This window comes from Marvinbryantia sp. (assembly GCF_047017445.1).
In the GTDB taxonomy this organism is placed as follows: domain Bacteria; phylum Bacillota; class Clostridia; order Lachnospirales; family Lachnospiraceae; genus Marvinbryantia.
This window is the reverse complement of the sequence record NZ_JBKXTT010000005.1, coordinates 176,290-201,996: the sequence shown is the minus strand read 5'-3', so window position 1 is coordinate 201,996 and position 25,707 is coordinate 176,290. Positions and strand designations below refer to the sequence as shown.

The 25,707-nt window shown below is 53.3% G+C and carries 24 protein-coding genes and 1 other annotated feature; of the genes, 3 read left to right on the top strand and 21 right to left on the bottom strand.

The features are described 5' to 3' along the window. Nucleotides 1-10: 10 nt before the first annotated feature. The 14 genes from ACLU9Q_RS07625 to ACLU9Q_RS07560 all read right to left on the bottom strand — a co-directional run bounded on the left by ACLU9Q_RS07625 (nucleotide 11) and on the right by ACLU9Q_RS07560 (nucleotide 13,988). Nucleotides 11-1,069, bottom strand: coding sequence for a pyridoxal phosphate-dependent aminotransferase (locus ACLU9Q_RS07625; protein WP_412624899.1), 1,059 nt, complete (start codon nucleotides 1,067-1,069; stop codon nucleotides 11-13). 73 nt (nucleotides 1,070-1,142) lie between these two features. Beyond that, nucleotides 1,143-2,183, bottom strand: a complete 1,041-nt coding sequence (cbiB, locus tag ACLU9Q_RS07620; RefSeq protein WP_412624898.1) for an adenosylcobinamide-phosphate synthase CbiB — start codon at nucleotides 2,181-2,183, stop codon at nucleotides 1,143-1,145. 22 nt (nucleotides 2,184-2,205) lie between these two features. Then, nucleotides 2,206-3,624, bottom strand: a complete 1,419-nt coding sequence (locus tag ACLU9Q_RS07615; RefSeq protein WP_412624896.1) for a cobyrinate a,c-diamide synthase — start codon at nucleotides 3,622-3,624, stop codon at nucleotides 2,206-2,208. Between the two features lie 43 nt (nucleotides 3,625-3,667). Then, nucleotides 3,668-5,671, bottom strand: a complete 2,004-nt coding sequence (gene cobK / locus ACLU9Q_RS07610) for a precorrin-6A reductase (protein WP_412624895.1) — start codon at nucleotides 5,669-5,671, stop codon at nucleotides 3,668-3,670. Beyond that, nucleotides 5,664-6,395, bottom strand: a complete 732-nt coding sequence (cobJ, locus tag ACLU9Q_RS07605; protein WP_412624894.1) for a precorrin-3B C(17)-methyltransferase — start codon at nucleotides 6,393-6,395, stop codon at nucleotides 5,664-5,666. The genes cobK and cobJ overlap by 8 nt, the downstream gene beginning before the upstream one ends. Continuing rightward, entirely contained in the window at nucleotides 6,388-7,443 is a 1,056-nt protein-coding gene (locus ACLU9Q_RS07600; protein ID WP_412624892.1) for a cobalt-precorrin 5A hydrolase, read from the bottom strand. The genes cobJ and ACLU9Q_RS07600 overlap by 8 nt, the downstream gene beginning before the upstream one ends. Next, the gene (cobM, locus tag ACLU9Q_RS07595) at nucleotides 7,440-8,198 is read right to left on the bottom strand and encodes a precorrin-4 C(11)-methyltransferase (protein WP_412624891.1); all 759 of its coding nucleotides are present in this window, start codon (nucleotides 8,196-8,198) and stop codon (nucleotides 7,440-7,442) included. Before cobM ends, ACLU9Q_RS07600 begins: the two co-directional genes overlap by 4 nt. Before the next feature lies 1 nt (nucleotide 8,199). Then, complete coding sequence (gene cobI / locus ACLU9Q_RS07590; protein ID WP_412624890.1) at nucleotides 8,200-8,889, bottom strand: precorrin-2 C(20)-methyltransferase; 690 nt, start codon at nucleotides 8,887-8,889, stop codon at nucleotides 8,200-8,202. A 25-nt stretch (nucleotides 8,890-8,914) separates the two neighbouring features. Continuing rightward, nucleotides 8,915-10,072, bottom strand: a complete 1,158-nt coding sequence (gene cbiD, locus ACLU9Q_RS07585; protein ID WP_412624889.1) for a cobalt-precorrin-5B (C(1))-methyltransferase CbiD — start codon at nucleotides 10,070-10,072, stop codon at nucleotides 8,915-8,917. Nucleotides 10,073-10,170: 98 nt separating this feature from the next. Beyond that, nucleotides 10,171-10,605 carry a dUTP diphosphatase gene (locus tag ACLU9Q_RS07580; RefSeq protein ID WP_296840266.1) on the bottom strand — a complete coding sequence of 145 codons (435 nt, stop codon included), beginning with the start codon at nucleotides 10,603-10,605 and terminating at the stop codon, nucleotides 10,171-10,173. Between the two features lie 13 nt (nucleotides 10,606-10,618). Further along, nucleotides 10,619-11,110, bottom strand: a complete 492-nt coding sequence (nrdG, locus tag ACLU9Q_RS07575; RefSeq protein WP_296840269.1) for an anaerobic ribonucleoside-triphosphate reductase activating protein — start codon at nucleotides 11,108-11,110, stop codon at nucleotides 10,619-10,621. A gap of 123 nt (nucleotides 11,111-11,233) precedes the next feature. Next, complete coding sequence (locus tag ACLU9Q_RS07570) at nucleotides 11,234-12,043, bottom strand: ABC transporter ATP-binding protein (RefSeq protein ID WP_296840283.1); 810 nt, start codon at nucleotides 12,041-12,043, stop codon at nucleotides 11,234-11,236. Beyond that, on the bottom strand, nucleotides 12,037-12,969 hold the full coding sequence (locus ACLU9Q_RS07565; RefSeq protein ID WP_296840293.1) for an ABC transporter permease: 933 nt from the start codon (nucleotides 12,967-12,969) through the stop codon (nucleotides 12,037-12,039). The genes ACLU9Q_RS07570 and ACLU9Q_RS07565 overlap by 7 nt, the downstream gene beginning before the upstream one ends. A gap of 14 nt (nucleotides 12,970-12,983) precedes the next feature. Next, the gene (locus ACLU9Q_RS07560; RefSeq protein ID WP_296840296.1) at nucleotides 12,984-13,988 is read right to left on the bottom strand and encodes an ABC transporter substrate-binding protein; all 1,005 of its coding nucleotides are present in this window, start codon (nucleotides 13,986-13,988) and stop codon (nucleotides 12,984-12,986) included. Between the two features lie 102 nt (nucleotides 13,989-14,090). Then, nucleotides 14,091-14,341, bottom strand: a binding site (T-box leader). A gap of 213 nt (nucleotides 14,342-14,554) precedes the next feature. On the opposite strand from ACLU9Q_RS07560, the gene ACLU9Q_RS07555 reads away from it, so the two are divergent. Then, nucleotides 14,555-15,661, top strand: coding sequence for a hypothetical protein (locus tag ACLU9Q_RS07555; RefSeq protein WP_296908526.1), 1,107 nt, complete (start codon nucleotides 14,555-14,557; stop codon nucleotides 15,659-15,661). Then, on the top strand, nucleotides 15,654-17,561 hold the full coding sequence (locus tag ACLU9Q_RS07550; protein WP_296908528.1) for a protein kinase domain-containing protein: 1,908 nt from the start codon (nucleotides 15,654-15,656) through the stop codon (nucleotides 17,559-17,561). Before ACLU9Q_RS07555 ends, ACLU9Q_RS07550 begins: the two co-directional genes overlap by 8 nt. 142 nt (nucleotides 17,562-17,703) lie before the next feature. On the opposite strand, the gene ACLU9Q_RS07545 is transcribed toward ACLU9Q_RS07550, so the two are convergent. From ACLU9Q_RS07545 to ACLU9Q_RS07530, 4 genes are all read right to left on the bottom strand, one after another. Further along, nucleotides 17,704-19,662: a hypothetical protein gene (locus tag ACLU9Q_RS07545; protein WP_296908530.1), complete on the bottom strand. Its 1,959-nt coding sequence runs from the start codon at nucleotides 19,660-19,662 to the stop codon at nucleotides 17,704-17,706. Between the two features lie 3 nt (nucleotides 19,663-19,665). Continuing rightward, nucleotides 19,666-20,346, bottom strand: a complete 681-nt coding sequence (locus tag ACLU9Q_RS07540) for a hypothetical protein (RefSeq protein WP_296837963.1) — start codon at nucleotides 20,344-20,346, stop codon at nucleotides 19,666-19,668. A 244-nt stretch (nucleotides 20,347-20,590) separates the two neighbouring features. Continuing rightward, nucleotides 20,591-20,767: a 30S ribosomal protein S21 gene (gene rpsU, locus ACLU9Q_RS07535; protein WP_006864570.1), complete on the bottom strand. Its 177-nt coding sequence runs from the start codon at nucleotides 20,765-20,767 to the stop codon at nucleotides 20,591-20,593. Nucleotides 20,768-20,885: 118 nt separating this feature from the next. After that, nucleotides 20,886-21,935, bottom strand: a complete 1,050-nt coding sequence (locus ACLU9Q_RS07530) for a zinc-dependent alcohol dehydrogenase family protein (protein WP_296837953.1) — start codon at nucleotides 21,933-21,935, stop codon at nucleotides 20,886-20,888. Nucleotides 21,936-22,120: 185 nt separating this feature from the next. Here ACLU9Q_RS07530 and ACLU9Q_RS07525 point away from each other — a divergent pair, with 185 nt between their 5' ends. After that, entirely contained in the window at nucleotides 22,121-23,254 is a 1,134-nt protein-coding gene (locus ACLU9Q_RS07525) for an ROK family protein (RefSeq protein WP_412624887.1), read from the top strand. Between the two features lie 13 nt (nucleotides 23,255-23,267). Here ACLU9Q_RS07525 and ACLU9Q_RS07520 read toward each other — a convergent pair whose 3' ends face one another. From ACLU9Q_RS07520 to ACLU9Q_RS07510, 3 genes are all read right to left on the bottom strand, one after another. Further along, the gene (locus ACLU9Q_RS07520; protein WP_296837947.1) at nucleotides 23,268-23,624 is read right to left on the bottom strand and encodes a SpoVA/SpoVAEb family sporulation membrane protein; all 357 of its coding nucleotides are present in this window, start codon (nucleotides 23,622-23,624) and stop codon (nucleotides 23,268-23,270) included. A gap of 25 nt (nucleotides 23,625-23,649) precedes the next feature. Continuing rightward, nucleotides 23,650-24,660: a stage V sporulation protein AD gene (spoVAD, locus tag ACLU9Q_RS07515; RefSeq protein WP_412624936.1), complete on the bottom strand. Its 1,011-nt coding sequence runs from the start codon at nucleotides 24,658-24,660 to the stop codon at nucleotides 23,650-23,652. A gap of 152 nt (nucleotides 24,661-24,812) precedes the next feature. Then, entirely contained in the window at nucleotides 24,813-25,706 is an 894-nt protein-coding gene (locus tag ACLU9Q_RS07510; RefSeq protein ID WP_412624886.1) for a hypothetical protein, read from the bottom strand. Nucleotide 25,707 lies beyond the last annotated feature (1 nt).

Sequence of the window (25,707 nt, the reverse complement as noted above, 5' to 3'; positions counted from 1 at the left end):
ACCCTCCCTGTCACTTCCGATCCTTCACCGGATCGCAGCTCTTTCTGATCGCCCGTATTAATTCTTCATTTTCAGCGTGCGTGCGCACAGCGATCCGGTAATATCCGCCGCAAAGTCCCCGGTAGTTTGCGCAGTCCCGGATAAGGATTCCCTGCGCCCGGCATTTTTCCGCCAGTCCCTCTGCGCCCTTAAAAAACAGGAAATTTGCGCGCGAATCATACACGGTAAAGCCAAGCTCTGTCAGCTTTTCGCACAGCCACCGCCGTTCTTTTTGAACCAGTGTCCTTGCTCTGGAAACGTAATCCGTCTCCCGCAGCGCTGCCACACCTGCCATCTGCGCCGGGATCGAAACGCTCCAGGGCTGACGGAGCTGCTCCATGCGTGCAAGCAGCGCCTCGTCCGCACAAAGCCCATACCCTAAACGCAGCCCTGCCATCGCATATGTTTTCGTGAACGCCTTTAAGAGAAAAAGCTGCGGATTTTCCCTGATGACCGCATTAAAATCGCTCTCCTGCGGATGCTCCAGAAAATCAAGAAAGCAGACATCCAGAACCATGCGGATACCGCGCTCCCTGCACACGCCAATAATACGCTTAAGAAGCGCACGCGGCATCTGTACGCCCGTCGGATTATTCGGATTGCAGAGAAAAATAATATCGGGATCACTTGTCAAATAAGTGATATAATCCTCTCCGACCGAAAAACCGTTTTCCTCACGCAGATCGTAATAGCAAATGTCACATCCATACGCCTCCAGCGCCTGTCCGTATTCCGCAAATCCGGGTGAAACCAGCAGCGCCCTTTGCGGCTTCTCTGCCGATGCCAGCAAAAAGATCAGCTCCGCCGCACCGTTCCCGCAGATAATCTGCTCCATCGCTATCTGTTCTTTTTCCGAGAGCGCACTGCGAAGCGCACTGCAGCGCACATCCGGGTAATTGACGGAGCGCCGTACTCCCTCGCAGGCTGCCTCTTTCACCCGCTCCGGCATTCCAAGCGGATTTAAATTTGCTGAAAAGTCGATGCGGCAGGACGTTGTGTAAATATCGCCGCCGTGCTGATGCTTTTGCATAGTACCATTTCCTCATTTCTCTGTATTTTGCCGGATACCCGGCCGGCAGCGCCTCTCTTTTGCCGCTTTGCGCTTACAAAAAGATACCTTTTACCGCCGCCAACACAAGCAGCGCCAGCACAGCCGTCGCGTAAAGCAGACGGTTCGCGCGCACAATATCCTCCGGCTCGATGGGACGGAGGTCGTCGCCGATGGTTTCTTTTATATGAAGCACGCCAAAATACCAGGCGTCCCCGGCAAGCTGCACGTCGAGCGCACCCGCCATCACCGCTTCCGTCTGTGCCGAATTCGGACTTGCATGGCGCAGGCGGTCCCGCCGGAAAATCCGCCAAGCATTTTTGCCATCCATTCCAAGCAGGAAGGATGCCGCGATCATAAACAGGGCGGAAAGACGCGCCGGAAGAAAATTGGCGACATCATCCAGCTTTGCCGCAAATCTGCCAAAATAAAGATAGCGCTCATTTTTATAGCCGAGCATGGAATCCATGGTGTTAATTGCCTTGTAAAAAAATCCAAGCACAGCGCCGCCGATCGCCATGTAAAACATCGGGGCGATCACTCCGTCCGAGGTATTTTCCGCCACCGTCTCCACTGCCGCCTTTGTCACGCCCGACGCATCCAGATTTTCTGTATCGCGTCCGACGATCATCGAAACTGCCTTCCGGCTTCCCTCCAGATCGTTATCCGCCAGCTTCCGGTATACCTTCATGCTCTCATCCTTTAGGGATTTCGTCGCCAGAAGCTGCCAGCAGAGCAGGCTCTCCAGCGCAAGACGCAGATACGGATGGACCCACTGCGCTGCAAGCAGAAGGAGGAGCGGAATGCCCGCCGAAATAAAAACCACCAGCACCGCAAGCAGTGTTCCGGCCGCAAATTCCCGTTTGTGAAATTTTTCCTCCAGGTGCGCCTGTTCCTTTGCTTTTCCCTTAAAGCGGACGATTTTCGGATTGCGCGCCGTTTCCGCTGGTATCACTTTAAATACCCTTCGCAGCGCCGCCTCCAGCACAGCGATCAGATTACCGATCAGACGGATAGGGTGGTAAATCCATGCCGGATCGCCAAGCAGCAGATCCAGCAAAAAGCCGACGACCAGCGCCAGCAGTGATAATTTCATCGCCTTATACCTCTCTTGCTTCTCATTTTCCCTGCACTGCGCCGGGATCTTCCAAATTGCGGCCGGCATGATACCCGGCACACTTTTTTACAAACTCCTCCGCGAGCTTCGGGTTGGAATAGTAATACAGGTGCGGAAAGCCCGCCAAAAGCGTGTCCGTCCTGTGCATACACCGCCAGCTCCGTTTGCGCAGCGGCTTGCGCGCCAGAAAGCCTTCGCCATTGTCCGTGCTGTCAAAATAGTGAAACTCATGACCGCGGATTTTCTCCAAGGCGTCAGCCGCCTCCAGCTCGACATAGCCGAAGCGCGTCAGCTTTTCCGTGCGATAGGCTTCCGCGTCGATCACGCCGGCCATCCGCCACTTTCTTTTCTCCATGTCCTCCATCGTGCGGTGCAGATACATAAAGCCGCCGCACTCCGCCATGCATGGCATTCCCCCGGCTATTTTGCCGCGGACATCCGCAAGCATCGTCGTATTGGCGGAGAGCTCTCTGGAATACAGCTCCGGATAGCCTCCATACAAAAGCAGCCCGTCCGCCTCCGCCGGAATATGCCGGTCGTGTATCGGGGAAAATTCAACAATTCTCGCGCCGCACTCCCGCAGAAGCTGCAGATTATCCTCATAAATAAAGCAAAACGCCTCGTCGCGCGCCACAGCGATCGTGGCGGAATTTCCCGGAAAATTCCCGGAAAGCTGCACATTTCCGGAATACTGCAGCTTTCCGCCCGGCAGCGGTCCCGCCGCTTCCGCCAGCTTCAGAAGCCCTTCGATATCAAGGCTTTCCTCCAGCACCCGCGCCAGCTTCTGCAGCTTCTCCTCCAGGCGTTCCACCTCGTCCGGCAGAACCAGACCAAGGTGGCGGCTCTCGATCAGACAGTCCGTTACCTTCGGGACATAACCGTACACGCGCACGCCAAGCTCCGCTTCAATACGCGAACTGATCTCCGGGTAAAGTCCCGCAGACATCTGATTTAAAATTACGCCGCAGATCCGGCTGTCCCTCCGGTATTCCAGAAAGCCCTTGATATACGCGAGCACCGACAGGCTCATGCCCCTGGTATTCACGATCAGCACCGCAGGCGTTCCGGTCACGCGCGCGAGATCATAGGCGCTCGCCGTATCGGAAATACCGCCAAGCCCGTCGTAATAGCCCATCACGCCCTCCATGACCGAAATATCCGCCCCGGCAGCATTTTTCGCAAACAGGTACCGCGTCATTTCCTCCCCGGTGAAAAAAGTGTCCAGATTGCGCGCCTTCGTTTTCAGCACCTTTTCGTGGAACATCGGATCGATGTAATCGGGACCGCACTTAAAGGAGGCAGCCGTCAGTCCGCGGTTTTTCAGCGCCTGCAACAGTCCGCAGGTGATCAGCGTCTTTCCGCTCCCGCTCGCTCCCGCCGTCAGAAGAAAGCGCGGATATTTTTTCTGAATTTCTTCCATAATATATACCTGCCTTTTTGTTCCCCGGCAAAATCATCTGCATTTACAAAGTCTCTCCCGCCGCATCAGCCTCTCCGCTGCAGGATATGATATAGACCGGATTCTGCCCCATCATCATGTGGTACCTTCCAACTTCTTTTGCACGCGCAGCGGAAACAGTCACGATCTCCGTATCCGTCACCGGCAGCGTTTTCAGGCACTCCAGCGCCTCCGCCACCGTCTCCAGCGCTATGCAGTTTACGACAATGCGCACAGACGGATTTTTATTAAGAACCGCCTCCAGGATTTCCCGCATATTTCCGGAAGAACCGCCGATAAACACATGCGTCGGCGCGGGAAGGTTCTTTAGCGCCTCCGGCGCAGAACCGGTGATCACCGTCAGATTGTCGACTGCAAATTTTTGCTGATTTGCCAGAATCAGCGCTGCCGCTTCCGGCTTCTTCTCGATCGCATACACCTGTCCGTCCGCTGCCTGCAGCGCCGCTTCAATGGAAACGGAACCGGTGCCCGCCCCCACGTCATAGACAATGGAATCCGCATAAAGCCGCAGCTTCGACAGGGAGATGCTGCGCACCTCGCACTTCGTCATCGGCACAGCATCGCGCAGAAATTCCTCATCCGCGATCCCATGCGTGACGACCGGATGCGCCTTCTCATTTTCTATCAGCACCACGCAGAGATCTCGAAACGTTTCCTGCGCCAGTTCGCCCGCCGTCGCCGTAAAGATTTTTTCACCGAGATAGGAAAGATCCTCGCCTACCGTCACCTGCACGTCCGCCATGCCGTAATACGTCAGCTTCTCCATAAGCTGCCGCAGGCTCTCGCCCTTTCCGACCAGCGCAAATACCTTTTTGTGCCGCTTTACCGCCGCGATCGCGTTTGCGTATCTGCCGTGCAGACTGATAAGCTTCACATCCTCCCAGGGAATATGCAGCTTTGCACAAAGATACACAACCGAGGAAATGCCCGGATAAACCGTCGGTTCTTCCTGTGCAAATATCTCATATAAATTCTTCGCTCCGCTGTAAAAGCCGACGTCGCCCGACTGCAGCAGCGCTATTTTTTCAAATTCCGGGTGAGCCTCCACATATTCCCGGATTTCCTGCGGCTGATAAGACACAAACTGCGCCTTCGAAAGGTCGCCAAAGCTCTCCATCATCCGCTTCGCCCCGACCAGCAGCTCCGCCTCCAGGCATACCTTTTTTGCCTCTGCCGTCATGCCGTCCTTGGCGCCCATACCGATCCCGACGATCGAGATCTGACGCTTCGGCTTTGTCTGCAGCTTTTTCATCAGATACGCGCGGACCTTAAAAGGCGTCAGCCCTTCCTCCTCCGGAGGGCGTCCGATCAGCACCACATGTGCGCCAGCCTTTTGCGCCGCACGGATCTTTTCCTCAAAGCCGCCTGCTTTGCCGGATTCCTTTGTGACCATCCATTTCGCGTCAAACTGCCGCAGCATCGCCGCATTTAAATCCTCACAGAACGGTCCCTGCATACAGATCAGATGCTTTCCGGTAAACCCGAGCTCTGCGCACGCCGCGGCAACCTCCGGTGTCGAGAGCACCCGCGCAAATACGCGTTCTGCGAAATCCGGCAGCTCCGTAAATTTTGCCAGCTCCTTGCTTCCGGTCGTCACCAGGATATTTCCTTCGGTTCCTTTTAAAAATTCCACAGCCTCCTGCACGGAATCGACCACAGTCAGATCACCGCCTGCCGCCTCGCCGCTCTCCCGCAGCAGACGGATGTACGTTGCGCCGCTTACCTTGCACGCCGCCAGGATATTTGCCGACACCTCCGCCGCATACGGATGAGTCGCATCTACAACGAGCAGGCCGCCCGCCGTTCCTTCCGCCAGTTCCTCCATCAGCGCGCACATCGCGTCCGCCGTCAGCCTGCCCGCATGGACCGTGCGATACGCATCCTCTCCCAGGAGCTGTCCGCCGTACTCCGTCGCCACGCAGACATGCGTCTGTATCTCCTGGCGGCTTAAATACTCCGCCAGCTCGCGCCCCTCTGTCGTTCCCGCAAAAATAAGTATATTATACATTCCGGTATCCTCTAGGCGTCACCATTCTGCCGTCAATTTCCTTTGTCTGGGAGTTGCCGACAAAAACGGTGGTGAACATATCGACCTGCGTATCGCGAAGCTCTGAAAGCGGCAGCACGCGGCACGCTTCCCCGTCTCTTCCGATATTGCTGACGATACCGCAGACCGTCTCCGGCGCTTTGTAATGCAGCATCAGATCGCATGCCTTCTGCAGATAGTCCGCCCGCTTTTTGCTGGACGGATTGTAGAGACAGATCACAAAATCCGCCTCGGACGCCAGCAGGAGCCTTTTTTCAATTTTCTCCCAGGGCGTCAAAAGGTCGCTCAGGCTGACAAGTGCGAAATCGTGGATCAGCGGTGCGCCAAGCACCGCCGCTCCGCCGGTCGCCGCCGTGACGCCCGGGATCACCTCCACCTCAATTTCCGGGAAAGCAGTGCCGATCTCCAGCATCAGCCCGGACATGCCGTATACCCCGGCGTCCCCGCTGCAGATCATCGCAACATTTTTCCCCTTTTTCGCTTCCTCAAAGGCCAGGCGGCAGCGCTCTGCTTCCTTTCGCATCGGCGTCGTCAGAAACTCCTTGTCCGCAAAATGCTCTCTCACAAGCTCCACATACACCGTATATCCCACAATGGTATCGCACGCCCGCAGCGCATCCGCAGCGCGCATCGTCATCTGCTCATACTGCCCCGGACCGATCCCGACCACATATATCTTACTCAAAATCCACACTCCAATCCCGGACGGCGGCGGCAACCGTCACGCCGTCCCCCGCTGTTTTTTTCAATAATATCTGTCCGTTTCCCGACGCCAAAACTGCGCTGCGCTCGCAGACATTGTCCACGCCGGTGACGGATCTCACAAAAGCGGAATCCGAAAAATCTCCTTCCGCCCTCTGCAGCTCCTCTGCATCATAGGTGACAAGCGGCAGATGGTATTTATCAGCAAGTGCCAGCAATCCCGGCTCCTGCGCCTTCAGGGAAATACTGGCGATCCGCTCAATGCTGTGCATGGAGATCCCGCATGTCTGCAATGCCTCCAGCACCTTTTCCTCAAGCTTTTCCGCCGGCATGCCTTTTTTGCAGCCGACGCCAAGGCTTATGATCCGCGGAATCAGATTTAAGGTCTGCCTGTAGGGCTTTTTATCCTCCGCAAGGCTTACGCAGATGCCGTTCGTCCCCGCAAAAACCTTCTGTTCCTCCCAGACCTCAATTTCCTCCGGGATGCTGCCGATCACTGGAAAATCGCTGTAAAAGCCGATTTTTTTCTCATCCAGCACGTCCGCCGAAATCTCCTTCGCGTAGTGCATATTCGTGATATACAGGCGATTCTTTTTCGCAAACACGTCCACTGCGAAGCGTCCGTTCACGTCGGTCGCCGTCGTGATGACCGGGATCGCACCCGTCAGATTGGCGAGCGTACCGGCAAGCTCATTGGCGCCCCCGATATGCCCGGAGAGCAGAGAAATGACAAAAACCCCCTTCTCATCCATCACAACCACCGCCGGATCCTTCGTCTTGTGCTCCAGGAACGGCGCTATGCTGCGCACGGCAATCCCTGTCGCTCCGATAAACAGAATCGCGTCCACAGAAGAAAACATCTGCCCGGTCCACTCTTTTAAAGGAATATCCAGCGCCGCAAGTCCGTGTTTTTCTGCATATCTCGGCATTGCGTAGCCTGCGCAGTCATAGCCCTGCCTTGACAGCAGCTCCGTGACCGCCGCGTTCAGACGGCTCCCGCGCCCGGTAAAGCTGACGCTTGCGAGCTTCATTTGCTTGCCTCCCGGAATTCCGTCGTAAATGCCGGGTTGTAAAGCTCGGAGCGGTTATAATGACTGTGGCTGACCACATCGCCGATAATCATCAGCGCCGTCTTGGTGATATTATTTTTCTTTGCCGTCTCCGCCAGCGTCCCCACCGTGCAGACAAAGGTTTTCTCATCCTCCCAGGTCGCCTTGTAGACGATCGCCGCCGGCGTGTCCGCCGTATAACCGCCCGCGATCAGCCGCTCCGAGAGCTTTTCCAGCATACCGGTACTTAAAAATACCACCATAGTTGCCTGATGCGCCGCAAGCGATGCGATTTCTTCCTTCCCCGGCACCGGCGTTCTGCCCGCCATGCGCGTGATGATCACGCTCTGCGATACGTCCGGAAGCGTGTACTCCAGGTTGAGCGCGGCAGCCGCCCCGCAGAACGAGCTGACGCCCGGACAATCCGTGTAAGCAATGCCCTTTTCATCGAGCGCATCCATCTGCTCGCGGATCGCACCGTACAGGCAGGGGTCGCCGGTGTGAAGGCGGACCGTCATCTGCCCCTCTGCCTCCGCCGCATACATCACCTCAAGCACCTCTTCCAGTGTCATCGTCGCACTGTTATAAATCCTGCAGCCCTCCTTTGCATAGGAAAGGAGCTGCGGGTTCACAAGCGAGCCCGCATAAATAATCACATCTGCCTCCGAGAGCAGCTTCTGTCCACGCACCGTGATAAGATCCGGTGCCCCCGGTCCTGCGCCTACAAAATTTACCATCTCATTCCTTCTCCTTTACTATAATCAGTGAATAGTACCCCGCCGTCTCCGGAATCTCCTCTGCGCCGCGGTACAGCTTTTCTCCCGGCATCCCGCAATTTTCAATCATCAACGTTTCCGTGTTTTCCATCTGCAGGAGCTGTTTTTTCACCTCCTGCATCTTTTTGCCTGCCTTCATAAGCACCTTCGTGCCCGGAAGCTTTAAGGCGTCCTCTATCTGATAGGAAGCCGGGATAACATGAAGCGGCTCCGCTTTTTCCACCAGCCCGATGTTCATACGCGCCGCAGCCGCGCAGAATGAAGGGATCCCACTCACCATCTCCGCGCGGTATCCCATCGCGAGGATTCTCTTGTGCACATAAAGATAAGTGGAGTACACGCTGGGGTCTCCGAGCGTCAGAAACGCCACATTTTTTTCTGTTTTTAATACTGCCGCCACCTGCTTTGCCGCTGCGTCGTGGCTCTCTTTCAGAGCCGTCTTCTCCTTCGTCATCGGCATATGGATCTCCAGGCATTCTTTTTTGGCGATCTCAGGCACTGCCTGCACCGTGATCTGCCAGGCGACCGTCTCCTCTTTTTTCGTCCCCGGAACAGCGATCACATCCGCTTCCCGGATAATACGCGCTGCCTTTAAGGTCAGCAGCTCCGGGTCTCCCGGTCCGATTCCCACTCCATATAATATTCCCTGCATATTTCCTCCTGCTCATTTTTGTATTTTATCTGTCCGCCGCGCGAAACTGCCGGAGCAGTTCCTCCGCTCCTTCGGTTTCACCGAGATAGCCATGCTGGTTTGAGAAGAGCACTGCCTCCGTTTTCAGCGCGCCCCCGCAGCGATGCTGCAGATAGTAACGGATGCGCGGCAGGATTTCCCTCATCGTCTGCGCGGCCAGATTTTTTTCTTTTAAAATGTCAAGCGCTTCCTCTGTAGTGATCGTATCCAAAATCCGCCGCACAGTTTCCGGATCCGCCCCTGCGCGCAGCGCCTGCGCCGCCATCAGCTCCGCACGGCAGTCTGCCGAGCGCGAGTGCGTATTCATGATGCCGCCGGATACCTTGATAAATTTTCCGATGTGCGCCACAAACAAAATGCCCCGGAAACCAAGCTCCACCGCACTGTCCAGCGTCTCGCCCACGTAGTTGCTGCATTTCATGCTGTCTGATGTGTCAATTTTCATCCCCTCGCGCAAAAAATCCTCGCCGTAATTGCCTGGCGTGATCAGAAGATACTCTCTGCCCGCCGCCCGCTTCATCTCCATCTCCAGACGGATGCTGGCGATCAGCGCCTCCTCGCTCATCGGCACCACAATGCCGCTGGTGCCCAGAATGGAAATGCCGCCCTCTATGCCAAGCCGCGGATTAAAGGTGCGCTGCGCGATCTCCTCCCCGCCGGGAGCCGAAATTTCCACCGCTATCCGGCAGGGCTGCTCCAGCTCCTCGCAGACCTCCTCCACCGCGCGGGTGATCATTTCCCGCGGAACCCGGTTGATCGCCGCCTCCCCGACAGGCTGCCACAAGCCCTTCTTCGTGACAATGCCCACACCTCGTCCGCCGCTGATCTGTACGCCGTCCGCGTCGCTTTTCCTTACCCTGGCAAAAATCAGAAGACCATGCGTAACGTCGGGGTCATCCCCGCCGTCCTTGCGCACCGCACAGGATACCGCTTCCGGCTCCCGGCAGATTTCCTCCACCGCAAGATGCAGGCACGTCCCCTCCGGCACGGTCAGCTCGATTTCCCGGATATCCTTCTTTAGAAACAGCATAAAGGCAGCCGCCTTTGCCGCAGCCGCAGCGCAGGTGCCTGTCGTGTAGCCGCAGCGCAGCCGCTTATTATTTTTCAGTACATAGCGGTCCTCCAGACCGGTCCTGTGCTCCATAAAGTGCCCTCACTATCCCATATCCTGTGCGTTAATTTTTTGTCATTTATACACCAACAAAACCGCTGCCCGAAACAGGCAACGGTATACTCTCTTTTCTATGCTTTGCCGGTACTTCCAAAACCTCCGCGGTCTGTACTGTCCAGCTTTTCCACCTGCTCAAACACAATGGTCGGCTGATGCTCCATGATACGGAACTGGCAGATGCGGTCGTTTACATGGATCTGCGTATCGCGCACCGCGTACACCGGCATAAACCACTGGTCATTGTCGCCGCTGTAGGTTTCGTCGATCACACCGAAGTGGTTCGTCTGTATAATCCCATAGTTTTTGAAGGTGGAGCTGCGCGGCACCACATGCGCCTCGTACCCCTTCGGCAGACGCATGGCAACGCCAAGCGGGATCAGCTTAAACTCACCCGCCTTCAGCACAATCTCCTCCGCTGCACGCAGGTCGATCCAGTCTGACTTTCCGTCGACATAGGTGAGCGGCTCAATTTTGTCCGTAAAATATTTAATCTGTATTTTTTCCATTTCCGGCGCTCCTTTACTCACAGTGCAATACAACGCTGCCCGACGCCAGCGACTTTGGTACATCGATCACACGCTGATTAGAGCTGCCCTTCCAGTGGAGCTGCTTATCCAGCTTATCTACCTCAAATTCGCCGTCCACCAGCACGTCCACATAGCGCATGACCGGACTTCTGCGTACTTCCTCCCACAGCCCGCCGGTGTACAGCCAGATCGTCTTATCCGGAAACTTTTCTTTGATCTCCTTTGCCAGAGCCTCGATATCCAGCTGGTTCGTAGGATACATCGGATCGCCGCCGCTGAACGTGATGCCGGAAATATACGGCTGCTCCAGCTGCTCAAACAGCTCCTGCTTCGCCGCGTCATCGAACAAAAGCCCTCCGTCCGGATCCCAGGTGATCGGATTCTGGCACTGCGGACAGCAGTGCGCGCAGCCCGCCACCCAGAGCACAACACGAAGCCCGTCGCCGTTTAACATGTCATCCTTTGTGATATTGTGATATCTCATAAATATCTCTCCAAACGCTCTTCTGAATCAATATTTTGTATTTTTGTATTTTACGCAGCACACGATTTAGTGCCTGTTACTGATTTTATCATTTTCACAGAAGCACGTCAAGAGAAGATTCCCTTACTTTGAAAACAAAATCCGGTCGTTATCCAGCGCCTTGCCCGCCCCGGCGGAGAATTTCTCCAGCAGGCCGTCCACGGTCAGCCCTTTTCGCTCCTCGCCGCTGATATCCAGAACGATTCTGCCGCCGTCCATCATCAGCGTGCGGTTGCCCATCTGGAGCGCGGAGTGCATGTTGTGCGTGATCATCAGGCAGGCGAGATTGTTTTCTTCCACAATGCTTCTCGTCAGCTCCAGCACCTTCTCCGCCGTCGCCGGATCGAGCGCCGCGGTGTGCTCGTCAAGAAGCAGGATTTTCGGCGGAACCAGGGTCGCCGCCATCAGAAGCGTGAGCGCCTGACGCTGTCCGCCGGAGAGCAGACCCACCGGCTGCTTCATGCGGTCCTCAAGCCCCATGCCGAGCAGAGAAAGCCGCTCCCGGAAATAATCGCGCTGTCCCTTGCTGATACGGGAGAATGCGGAGCCTTTTCCGCTTTTGGACGCGCGCAGATAAGCGAGCGCCAGATTTTCCTCGATCGTCATATGCGGCGCCGTTCCGCGCATCGGATCCTGGAACAGCCTGCCGATCTCCGTCGCGCGTTTGTAGTCCGGAACATAAGTGATATCGCGGTCATCCAGCTCCACGCTTCCCTCATCCACGTAAAAGCTCCCGGCGATACAGTTAAAGAGTGTTGATTTCCCGGCGCCGTTGCTGCCGATGATCGTGGCAAACTCTCCGTTTTCCACGGTAAGGGTGACGTCCGAGAGTGCCACCTTTTCATTCACCGTGCCTGCGTTAAAGGTCTTTTTTACATTTGTCAGTTTTAACATTTGCTGCCGCCTCCCTTTCTCGCAGACATCGCCGCCATTTTCCGCTTCTGAAAAGCGACCTGGTTCTTTATATACGGAGAAGCGATCGCAATCGCAACGATCACTGCCGAGACAAGCTTTAAGCATTCCGCCGGAATATGCAGGCGCAGAGCGATCGCAATCGCAAAGCGGTACAGGCAGCTTCCAAGGATAACGCCGACGATCCTCTTAAACATGGTGCCCTTTCCGATCAGCGTCTCGCCGATGATAAGGCTGGCAAGCGCGATCGTGACCATGCCGGTTCCGAGGTTGATATCGCAGGATTTCTGATACTGTCCGATCAGGCAGCCCGAAAGCGCGGTCATCGCGCTGGAAACGCAAAGCCCGACGGTAATCGTAAAGCCAGGATTGATGCTGGAGGCTTTTACCATATCGGCATTGTCTCCGGTGGCGCGGATGGAGAGCCCCAGCCGCGTTCCCAGAAACCACGCCAGAAGCAGGCAGACAATGACAACCACAATGATCGCTGTGATCAGCTTATACCAGGTCGTTCCGAACACGTCCTTAAAGAGGCTGAAAATGGTTTCGCACTTAAAAAGCGACAGATTTGACGAAAAGCCCATCACGGCGAGATTGACCGTGTACAGCCCCGTATTAACGATGATCCCGGCAAGGATCGGCTCCACACCGAGCTTCGTCTGCAGCGACGCCGTAATATAGCCGGAGCAGACGCCCGCCGCCATCGCCGCAAAAAGCGCGAGGATCGGATGCCCCATGATCGCGATCTGCGCGCCGACTGCACAGCCAAGCGTGAAGCAGCCGTCCGTCGACAGATCCGCGATATTTAAAATGGAGTAGCTCAGAAAGAGCGCCAGCGCTACCAGCGCGTAGATGAAGCCAAGCTCCAGCGCGCTGATAATGACCGGAAGCGATAACAGTGATCCCATAATATTTCTTCTCCTTACTCAAATTCCTCTGCGGTAACGGTTTCCACAACAGCTGTGCATTTTTCTGCAAATCCGCTGTAGTCAAGCCCGAGCGCCTCTGCTGTTTCGGTGTTCACAGTCGCGATACCATTGTCAAAGGTGAGCACCGGAGTCGCTGCCGGATCAGCGCCCTTTAAGATTTCCACAACCATATCCGCCGTTGCCGTGCCAAGGTTTTCATAGTCTACGCCGTATCCGCAGAACGCGCCGTTCAGTGCGAAGGAATCTGCGCCTGCATAGTGCGGAATGCCCGCGTCAATAAATTTCTCATAAATTGCAAGCTCAGCCGTCATAACAGTGTTGTCGGTTGGTGTAAATACCGCGTCAACGCCCGCTGCGATCAGTGCGTCCGCCGCCTGTGAAACCTCAGTGTTGTTCGTACCGGTCTTCTCTACTACCTCTATGCCCTTTTCCTCCAGATATGCCTTTGCGTCCGCAATCGGCTGTTTGGAGGAATCCTCGGACTGGCTGTACAAAAGTCCTACGGACTTGATATCCGGATTTGCCACAAACATCAGATCCAGGATCGCCGCCGTATTTAAGGAATCGCTGGTGCCGGTGATGTTTGCTCCCGGAGCTTCCATTGTCTCGGCAAGTCCTGCGCCCACCGGATCGGATACCGCGGAAAATACCACCGGGATCTGATTATCCTCTGTGGCAGTCTGCACGATCTGCGCCGCCGGGGTTGCGATCGGCACGATCACATCCACCTCATCCGCAATAAGCTGCGTTGCGATCTGGTTCAGTGTCGTCGCATCCGCCTGCCCGTTAAACACATAACCGTCATAAATAAACTGATCCTCGCCCTCCGCGGAAATCTCATCCAGACGCGTCTCGATCGCTTTCTCAATCTGATTTAAAGAAGCGTCGTCCACAAACTGGATGATGCCTACCTTGTAGTCCTGCGCCATCGCACTTCCTGCCATCATAACCGCTGCTGTCAGTGTTGCTGCTGTGCTTACCAATACTTTTCTTTTCATAATTTTACTCTCCTTTATATTTAAATTTTTTGTTGCCTTTCCATACCGGGATTTACGCGGCCGAATACTTTTGCGAAAAAAAACCGCCTCAAACAATTTCTTGCCTGAGACGGTAATAATCTGAATTATTATCGCGGTACCACTCAACTTAACGTAAACGTCCACTTTCGCATGTACTTTCATACACTCCTGATTGATAACGGGTTCGGTTCCCGACAGCGCCTACTCTATACTTCTTATTTCAGGCTGCCCTCAAAAGTCCATTCAGCAAATCATTCCATACCGCAATCCCACCGCCTGCGGCTCTCTGTGATTTCATCGAAATGCCTACTACTCTTTCTCAACGGTTTGTTCCTATTGATATAATGGATTTTAGCACGCTAAAGTGCATTTGTCAACCGGTGATTTAAAAAAAGGTATGGCAATTTTACGGAAAAAAGTTGCCACAAAGAATAGTCTCAAAATGCTATAATCTTTTATTCATCAGGATGCTTATTGAATTTGTTAAAAACTCATGGTAAAGTATTTTTATTACAGCATGATCTACGCTATGAAAGGTTCTATCTATGAGCGATGCAGGATACACTTGTTTTAATAATCCGGCGCAGCCGGAATCCCGGAAGTTTTCTGAGCTGTTAAAAGAAATCTGGCAAGGCAGTCAGCCTTTGAAAAACCAGCTGACGGACAAATTCTGTGAATACAATCCCTCAACAGACCGGGAGAAAATCTCCCGGAAGATCAGCAACTGGCTGGCAGACAGGAATCTTCCGGCAAACAGAGAAGAGTTTTTCAAGATCTGCTTCGCGCTGCATGCCAATGAGGCAGATGCAAACCGTCTTCTGGGAATAACTGCGGAAAGCAGTATTCACTACCGCAATCCCAGAGAGCTGGTTTATCTGTTCGCTCTGCGCAGCGGGATGGATTATCCGGAAGCGCGCGCCCTTCTGACCCGTGTGTGGGATCAGAAGCTCCCTGCTACCACAGCAGAATACCGCGAATACATTCTCAAATACGGAAGATCGGAAAAAACAGGCTACCTGACTTCTTTTTTCCAGAATAGTTTCCGCAATGTAGCAACAGAGCAGGAACTGGCATTATTTCTTCAGAAAAACCGCGGTCGGTTCGGGTGCTGTCACAATACGGCTTACCGGAAATTTAAACAGATGATAGACTGTCTCATCTCTCCCGCCTCGGAAGATAACAGTTTTCTGGATGAAAAGAAATATACGCTCCGGCAGGTGGTGGAAGAATATCTCCGCATGGACGTACCCTATGCCAGAGATACCAAAGAATACACCAGGCTGCAGAAAACCATTAAGAAATCCTGGCCTTCTTCCAGGACGATCTATGAAATGTACAGCCGAAAAAGAGATGTTGACCGGAAGACATTGCTGCTTCTCTATCTGGCTACCGACGGAGAGACTATGTGCTCTCCGGAGAATTATGCGCGGGAGCATTGCCGGAGAATTGATCTGATGCTGTCTGAATGCGGGTTTCCGCTTCTGAATCCGCACAATCCCTTTGACAGTCTCGTCATTTCAGCAATCCGTTCAGAGGACGAGGAGGACTCTATCAGCGACAGAATGGTTCAGATGATACGTCAGCTATATGAACCGGAAAATAAGGAAACGTGGGGACGTTTAGTGTACAGGCAGGAAAATTGCAATGGATAAACGGCAGGCGCTTCCGGAAGGTTACCAGCTTCACGGAGGCAGACAAACTTATAAAATCGAAAAATTTATCAGTTCCGGCGCCAACTCAATGGTTTACCAGGCGTCTTATCAGGATACTCTGATGTCGGAGCATATCCATACCGTATTGATCAAGGAGCTTTATCCTTACACGCCTGACGGAGGCATCACACGGGATGAACAGATGCAGCTTCATGTAAAAGCCGACGCAGAAAAGCTGTTTGAATTTCATAAAAACAGCTATCTGTCCGGAAACCAGGTTCACCTGATTCTCGGTATGGACGCCGACCGGAATATTGCGCAGAATCTGGATTCTTTTGAGCAAAACCAAACGCTGTATACCGTCTTTTCTGCGCGGAAGGGACAGACACTCGGAGATGTGTTAAAGCAAAAAAAGGGCTTTCCCTCTCTGACAGACGCCGTTCTGTGCATTCAGAATATTCTGTATGCGCTGCGGATTTTTCACTCGCATGGTTTTCTGCATATGGACCTCAGTCCGGAAAACATCTTTCTTCTTGACACACAGGATGAGAGCTTCCCTTCTGAGATTCTTCTTCTGGATTTTAACAGCGTCTGCTGTATAGAAAAAGGCAGCGACAAAGAAGAATTGTTCCGCCTTTCTTACTATCCCGGAAAGGAAGGCTACATGGCTCCCGAGATCCTGCTGCAGAAAACAGACGAGCTCGGTCCGTGGACGGATTTATATTCCGTCTGCTGCATTTTTTACTGCATTCTTATGGACGGAGAGCGTCCACAGGATATGGAGCTGAAACGCGAACCGGAAATTATCTCCCCATATTCCAGACTGCTTCTTCACGAAAAGGAAGTGGCCGCCATGCAGGTGAACCGGATTCTTTCAAAAGGAATGCACGTGCTTCCGGACCAGAGATACCAGAACACAGAAGAGCTTTTAAAGGATACGCAGGAGCTTCTGGAAATTCTAAACGGAACGAGACGCATTGCCGTAGAAGTTGTGCCGGAGGGTCAAAACAGCAGAATACCGGCTGCAGCCGGGCAGAAGCGGAAACGAAAAATCCTTCTTGCTTCGCTTGCCGGCGCAGTTGTCCTGGCCGGTACTGCCGCAGCTGTTTTTCTGAACCAGCCACCGAAAGAGGACACGGTTCTGGATCTGACACAGTACCCGCTGGAAACGGACGATTCCGTGATCCTCACGCAGCAGAACGTCCGCTACCCGCTGAAGGATAATATCATGGAGGTGCAGGTGCAGGGCGATACCGCTGTGCGCATTCTGCTGAAAGACTTTACATACGAGCGGGACACGACCGACGCGCTCGACACCTACTCCTTTTTCAGCTTTTATAACGGAAAGGGCGATAAAAGGGGCTGGCAGAACGCCGGGCTTACCTATGATTTTTTCTATACTGAGGATAACAGGCTGCACACGGAGCTGCCGTTCCAGGATACGGAGGAGTTTCCTCTGGAATATGTTGGCGTGATCATGCAGAATTTTAATTACAGCGAAAGCAATGTGCTCCTTGAAGTGACCGGCTGCACACTGGTGGACGGAGCCGGAAACAGCTATGAGATGACGGAGCTGCTCGGTTCCCATCTGCTGTTTTTTGATGAAAACTACTGGCAGCAGAATCTGATCACACAGCAAAACCAGGAATATGTGGAAAACTTTTCCGATATTCTCGGCGGGAAGCTGGTGGTGGACGCGCAGGTATGCGACCTGGACCCGGTTCTGGAGGTAAGCTGGAGCAGCGACCATCCCGAGATCGCTTCGGTAGATGACCGCGGCCGCGTACATGGGCTGCGCCAGGGAACGGCGACGCTCACCGCGCGGATCCGCAGCAGACAGACCGGCGAGGAGCGCAGCACACAGATGCTGGTTCATGTTATCTCAAAATTGCCAGGATGAATCTATGCTCTGCCGGATTTTGCGCTGCAAGCATCCTTCATAAGCGATACGAAAAAACGTCCACCGGACGTTTTTGTCGTATGCATGGCAATAACAGACAGGAGGGAGCAATCGCTCCCTCCTGCTTACGATATCGGATATACTAATTATTATTTATATATTCTCTGGACGCATCTCCTATGGCGTATTCCGGCAATTTTATTTCTCCTTCGGAGTCGAATGTTTTCATTATGTCCTTTGACTGCCTTGACTTATTTTCCAGCCCTTTCATTATTGTATTAAGATTCTCTGTTGTTCCCGGTACAACCTCCGTTGGAATAAGATGCTCATTTACCCAATCATACAGCTTTGGATTTACTTCGTATGGGACATGCGCATCATACGCATCGTTGGAGTCCTTCATCAGCTTTGCAAAGTTAAGTACCCCCATAAGCTTCCTGAGCCCGGCTGCAAATTCACTGCTCACCTTCTTTTCTGATTCAAGCGCTGTCAGCAGGATCTCCAGAGCAGTCTCCTGGTATTCGCCTTTGTTTATCGTCTCCAATGTATCCTGAAGATTATCCAGAAGCTCATCGGATGATGTATTTTTTTTCGAGCCTGTGTCCTTTTTCCCGCTGCTGCCCGTTGTCTTCCGCTGAAGCGCAACATACGAGGAAATCAGCTTACTGTGCGTTGCATCGATTACTTTTGCCTCCACGTAATTGCCGTTTCCGGCGCAATGCTGCTCATAAAAATACTGCGTTGCCTCAAAAAGATCCGCAAACTGCTCCCATGCGGCGGAAGCATATTTTATTGGCATTCCCTTCCGAATGGTATAATTAACCATATCCACCTCTGTCTGCAGACTGTCAAGCGTAGCCTTCAGTTTCTGCGCGCTGATCGTCCGTAAAAGCTGCCGCGTCCTAATTGCAAGCTCCAGCCAGTTGGCGGCAGCATCTACCTCTTCCTGTGTAGAGGAACCCTCTTTATAAACGCCGGAAGCGTTGGAGCCTGCCAGAACCAGTTCCTTAAAGCTTGCATCTGTAAGCTCCTCCACCGGATTATTCATATGTTCGGAAGCAATCTTCGCAGCCTCCTGCAGCAGCTCCTGCAGCTTTTCCTTATTCACCTTTTCTGTTTCGGTCTCAGATTCCGTTTCACTGTCCGGTTCGGATTCCGTGGGAGGTTCGGTAACCGGCTCGGTAGACGGTTCCGTGGACGGCTCCGTGGTCGGTTCCGTTGGGAACTCTGAGGTCGGTTCCGTGGATGGCTCCGGCATTTCTGTTTCCGGAGGATATGGTTCTTCTGTGTCAGGTTCCGTTTCCGGCTCATAGGGGTCGGGAACACCTTCATAAAAATGAGCATGCTCCGGTGGATATGGCGGATAATAACCCATCTTTTGTTTATATTGCCAGTAATCGCAATCAAAGGACTGCTTATTGATTTCAAATGCCCATTTTCCCGGTTCTAATTCATTCGGTACAGCCTTCTGATTCACATGATATACCCCTCGTCTGTTCCAGTCCCCCCAGACCAGTGCATATGCTAAATTAGATGATATTATATACACGTACGTTGAACCGGACGGCAACCATTGCCCTGTAGGCGCAACCTGGGGCGGCTCTGTTTCCGTCTCCGGTTCAGATGACGGCGGCGTATCTGTTTCCGGCTCGGACGGCTTCTGCGGCTCCGTCTCCGGTTCAGACGACGGCGGCGTATCCGTTTCCGGCTCCGACGGCTTCTGCGGCTCTGTCTCCGGCTCAGACGACGGCGGCGTGTCCGTTTCCGGCTCCGACGGCTTCTGCGGCTCCGTCTCCGGCTCAGATGACGGCGGCGTATCCGTTTCCGGTTCCGACGGCTTCTGCGGCTCCGTCTCCGGCTCGGATGACGGCGGTGTGATTACCGTAACGCCGCCAGAACCTGTCACAGTGCCTGTTTCGCTCTCACTTTCCGTTTCTTTCTCATCGGTTTTCTGATTATTTATCTTTCCATCATCCTGCGTCTGATAAACATCCGCTGTATCCGCGACAGCAGGAGCTGTAATTTCCGCTGCCGCCACAGAGCTGGCTGCTACAGACAGGCACAGCATCAGTGCCATCGCCTTTTTTAATGTTTTTTTCATAAGCTATGCCTCCTCCAGAAGACTGGCAAACGCCAGCAGAATCTGCAGATCCTGTTCATCCATACCCCGGTTTTCCGTTGCGCCTGCTATCGTATAGCGGACACCGTCCACGACAGTAATCAGCGACTGCATAAGAAACTGGTTTTCCTCTGAATAAGCGGCATCGGATACAAACGTATAGTTGCCCAGCGGCAAGATCTCTCCTCCAATGGATTCCGACTGTGCTGTAATTTTTTCCAGAAAGCGCTTCTGCTCTTCTTCCGAAAGATCATCCAGATTTCCGGTTATCGCGTCCTCTTCATTTTCGCAGTAATTTTTTTCTGGAACGCCGAAAAAGAACAGTGACAGGTCATCTATCATCCCCGATGCGGCAAAAATGGATTCTCCCTCATAAACCCAGAATCCAAACTCTCCCGGCATCTTAAAAGCCATCCCGCCAAGCGGGAGCATATACGTGCTGCCCGGCTCGCCCTCCATCCAGACCCAGTCATCCTCTGTTCCATCTGCCGCGGCTGTTTCCTGTGTCTCTTCCGACGCTTCATCCGCCGTAGTTGTTTCCTGCTGCTCTTCCTCTGCTTTTACGGTACTGCCCGCTTCCCCTGAAGGGAAAAAGAATACGTTAAGCGTCAGACAGCCTGCCAGAAGAAAAAGCCGCCGGTACATGCTGCAATGCTTTTGCCTCATAATGTTCCTCCTTTTCTAAAAATCTTTTTTATATAAGGCAGTATAGCATACCGCAGTTCGCAGATTTGGCAACCTTTTTCCGGCGTCCACGGATCACATTGTTTGTTGCGTCTCAAGCCAACAGAACTGGCTTCACCCTCGCGGCAGTCGCCAAATATCCGCACATGTGCGGATACCTGGCTCGTTGCTCACGGAAATAACACAAAATTCCCGGTCTTACGACCGGGAATTTATTTTCTGCACATTAGTTAAATTTACGTTTGCGAGCTGCTTCGGACTTCTTTTTACGTCTTACACTCGGCTTCTCGTAATGCTCTCTCTTACGAATCTCCTGCTGAATGCCAGCTTTCGCGCAGTTTCTTTTGAAACGGCGTAATGCGCTGTCCAAAGTCTCGTTTTCTTTAACGATTACATTTGACATAGTCTCACACCTAACCTCCCTCCAGTTGTAGATTGTGCATAATACAACTGTGGGTATTTTTTATTGCACTAGAGATATTATACCCAGTTTCCGGTCATACGTCAAGCGATTTTGAAAATTACTTTTTCTCTCCGTCATGCGGATGTACCACCACCTTGATGGACTCGCTGCTCATCTGCATATGGATCGCGTCGTCCAGATGATAGAGATCGTAGCTGTGCGTGATCAGCTTCTCAATTTCCAGGCGCTGTGCGTTGATCAGATTGACCGCACGCTGATGGGTATCGGGATTGATCATGGAGCCGCCAATCGTCAGCTCTTTTTTGTACATATCGAACAACGGCAGCGGAATGGTCGCATCGACCGCCGGAACACTGAACAGCATAACCATCGCGCCCGGACCGGCTGCGTCGATCGCCTGCTGTACGGCAAACGTCTTGCCCACGCACTCGATCACCACATCCGCGCCGTCCTCCCCGGTGAGCTTCTGCACCGTCTCCGCCACATCCTCGTGCAGCGGATCGATCACGGCATCCGCGCCTACAGAGAGGCCGATCTTTCGGCGCATCTTGATCGGCTCGCTCAGGATGATCGGCGAAGCGCCCTTTAATTTTGCAAGCTGGACGATCAGAAGCCCGATCGTGCCGCCTCCAATTACCAGCACGCTCTGTCCCTGCTGGATATTGCAGCGGTCAATGCCATGGATCGCGCAGGCAAGCGGCTCCGTCATCGCGCCCACGTCAAAAGGAATCTCCTTTTTCAGCAGAAAGCACTGCGTATCCGGCACTACAGAGTATTCCGCAAAACCGCCGTTCACATTCACGCCCAGAGCGAACAGGTGCTTACAATTCTGCTTTTTCCCCATGCGGCACGGTCTGCATGTTCCGCAGTAGATGTTGGGGTCCAGCGTCACATGATCTCCGACGGCAACACCCGTTACCGCTTCTCCTGTCTCCACCACGATCCCGGCGTATTCATGTCCAAGGACCACCGGCGGCGCCACCTCCGCCGAACCCTTCTCCCCGTGATAAATATGTACATCTGTTCCGCAGATTCCCGCGGACATATTTTTCACCAGCACCTCGTGCGGCTTCAGCGGCGCAAAATTCATTTCGCGCACTTCAAATTTCTGAGGCTGATCGGCCCCGACAAAAAATGTTCCCTTCATCTTCTCGTCTCCTTGTCATATTTTATTATTTACTTTTATAAAAATCTTTTCTATAATAGTACTATATCATAGATATCGGAAATTGCAATCGGCGAAACGACGCATTTATTTATGTATTTTTACCAATGTGATCCGCCATTTTGTAAAAAAACAGTCCCGATTTTTTTAAAATAAAGGAGGCTCTTATGAGCATTACCACCACCGAAATCCGAAAACTGAACTGCAGCATGGTCTACAAAATGATTTACGAAAGCGACGGCGTCTCCAAGGATATGATCTCCCGCGAGCTGAATTTCAGCCTTCCCACCATCTCGCAGAATCTGAATACACTGCTGGCTGCAAACAAAATTTACCGTGGCTCTGTGCAGACCGCCACCGGCGGTCGTCCGGCTGTTCTGTACAAATTCAATGCCAACGCCAAAATTGCCATCGGAGTGGAGGTTTTGGCAGAACGGCTCAACGTGGCGGCAGTAAACCTGCGCGGGGAAATCCTCAGAAACGACACTCTGGAGATCAGCTTTCTGACGGATGAGGCGTATTTTTCTCTTTTCGGCGGATGGATCAACCGCTTTATAAATTCCCTGGAACGTGACCCGCAGGATATCCTTGGCATCGCCGTGACCATCCAGGGGATCGTCGCCGCGGACGGCGAGCATATTCTGTACGGAAAAATCTTAAACAGCAATGCATTTTCCCGCTCCGACTTCGCCCGCTGTTTTTCCTGCCCGCTCACGCTGATCCACGATGCGGAAGCAGCCGCGATCGCGGAGCACTGGCACGATCCATCACTGGAGAACGCTATTTATCTGTCGCTCAATCCGCATCTCGGCTCTGCGGTCATCCTGCATGACGGCGTGCTGCACACCCCGCAGCTCAGCAGCGGAACCGTCGAGCATATGACGCTCCATCCAAACGGCAATCTCTGCTACTGCGGAAAACGCGGCTGTGCGGATGCCTACTGCTCCGCGAACAGCCTGCTGCGCAGTGCAGCAGAAAATTTCCCCGCTTTTTTTCAGAATGTACGTATCGGAAACATTAAGGCTGTCCGGATCTGGCACAATTATCTGCAGGAGCTCGCCCTGCTGATCGATAATCTGCGCATGGTAACGGGCTCCGATATCATTATCGGCGGGCTGCTGGCAAAGTATTTTTCGCCGGAAGATCTGCAGTATGTGAAAAACAGCGTTCTCTCTTACACTACCTTTCGAACCGTTGATTTTCAGATTCACAAAGGCCATCACGGAGAAAAAGCAGCGCTGGTCGGCGCCGCCCTCACATTCATCTGCGATTATTTAAAGAAAGAAGCGCTGATTTCGTAATTCTTTCGCAGCGTCATTTCTTCATCTTCGGCTGACAGAGCAGGCTTGCGATATAGGAAAAGATCAGTGCCGCCCCGATCCCGGCGGCTCCTGCTGTAAATCCGCCCTTAAACAGTCCGATAAAGCCCTCCTTGTCGATCGCTTCCTTCATACCCTCCCAGATCACGTTTCCGAAACCAAGAAGCGGCACGCTCGCCCCCGCCCCGGCAAATTCCTGGAAGGGCTTATAAATGCCGAGCGCTCCCAGGATCGTCCCCGTCACCACCAGGATCACCATGACGCGCCCCGGCATCAGCTTTGTTTTCTCCAAAAGGATCTGCACCAGCGCGCAGATCAGTCCTCCAACCCAGAATGCAGTGATATATTCCATCGTATTTCCCCCTGATTTTTTATTATCAACAGTGCTCGATCACGACCCCATGCGCGATCCCCGGCACGCTCTGCCCCTCGTTGAAGCTCACCGTCGAGAGCAGCGCTCCGGTCGGCACGAACAGCACGCGCTTCCAGACGCCCTTGCAGATCTTCGGAAGGATCATCGCCGCAAGCGTCACCGCCGAGCAGCCGCAGCCGCTTCCGCCCGAATGCGTATCCTGCGTCTCGCGGTCGTAGATCTCAATTCCGCAGTCCATGTGCTGCTTTGCGATGTCAAACCCCTTTTCCTTCAGAAGATCAATTAGGATCGTCTGTCCCACATATCCCAGATCACCGGTAATGATCTTATCGTAGTCCCCCGGCTGGCGATTAAAATCCATCAGATTCTGATAGATGGTGTCGCACGCCGCCGGCGCCATGCACGCACCCATATTCAGGGAATCCTTCACGCCAAAATCGACGACCTTTCCCGTCGTGATGCCGGTGATGCGCGCGTGACCGCCCTTCTCTGCCAGAATAAACGCACCGCTGCCCGTCACCGTCCAGGTCGCCGCCAGCGGACGCTGGTTGCCGTAGCCGAGCGGAAAGCGGAACTGCTTTTCCGCGCTCGCAAAGTGGCTTGACGTGATCGCCGCCGCATAATCGGCATAGCCGCCCGCCACCGTCATCGCCGCGAGCGACAGCGATTCCCCGCAGGTGGAGCAGGCGCCGTAAAGCCCAAACAGCGGGATATCCAGATTTTCCATGCCAAAGGACGTGGCGATGAGCTGCCCCAGGAGATCGCCGCCAAACAGATAGCGCACCTGCACCGGGAGGAGCTTTGCGTGCTGCAGCGCCGTTTTCATCGCCTCGTTCTGCATGGTACTCTCCGATTTCTCCCAGTTATCCTCTCCGAAACGATCATCACTGCAGATCAGGTCGAACGCCTTCGCAAGCGGACCCTCGCCCTCCTTCTTTCCCACCACAGAGGACGATCCAATGATATGCGGCGCCCTGTCAAACTGTATACTTTGCTTTCCCATCATCTGATTCATCATTTCCACAACCTTTCCGCATGTCCCCTGTGCACGGCAATCGTACATACGGATTCCTGCCGCCGCAGGCATCCCGGTCGCCTGGCAGCCAAAAAGGAGACACCCTATTAACGCTAGTGTCTCCTTTTTCTTAACCTTTATTCATTTTCCTGTTAACTAAACTCATGTCCCGGCACGCCGTTATTTACCATTGTCTTTCCCTCTACCGGAGCAAAACCGGTAACCACAATATCTGTCACCGCCGGAAGCGCATTGTGATCATCCGGAAAATAAAACTTCAGCGTATATTCCTGTCCATAGAAAGCCGCTGTTTTACCTCCGTTCTCAAAATATGCCGTATTCGGCATGAAAACAGTCTGCGCATCTCCCGTAGCGCCATTCACCTTCCATATGGTAAACTCAAATGAAGTATCGGTGACTTCCGAAATAGACAGTGTGTAATATTCCTCCAGAACGCCGTCCCAGAAAACAGCACTCTCCCGGTAATCTCCTTCGTAAAGCTGCACCGCCGCTTTCACCGGTTCCCCGGCATCCTCCCCGGTATCTGCCGCCCCATCACTCTGTCCTTTCGTAAGCACAATATGTTCCTTTACAAAGTCCATATCGTCGCATAGTTCGCGCCACTCCTGCAGACTTTCCTCATCACCGAAGCCCTGAACATCCGTAGGAAATGTCAGGTAATAAACACCCTCTTCTGTACCTCCGACAATAGAATATGAGGGATAATAGCTCATAAAATCATAGTTCTCGCTAAAATTAATCGTAAACATATGACCTGCCGAAGTATACCCTTCCAGATTTGCAGCCTTCATAGAACTGATGTGGTAAAACATGGCGCTGCTTTCTGTCAGATGAATGCCATATTTCCCCTGCCAGCTTTCCGGCAGCGTCACCTGGACTTCCGCAAAATCAATGACATAATTTCCCTGCCCGTCAGAAGTCCTCACAAATCCGTCCATAAGATCGGCAGCCCCCGCTGTAACACCACATGCGAGCAGCACTCCCATGCCAAAGCATACCGCCAGTTTCTGTATCCGGTATCGCATA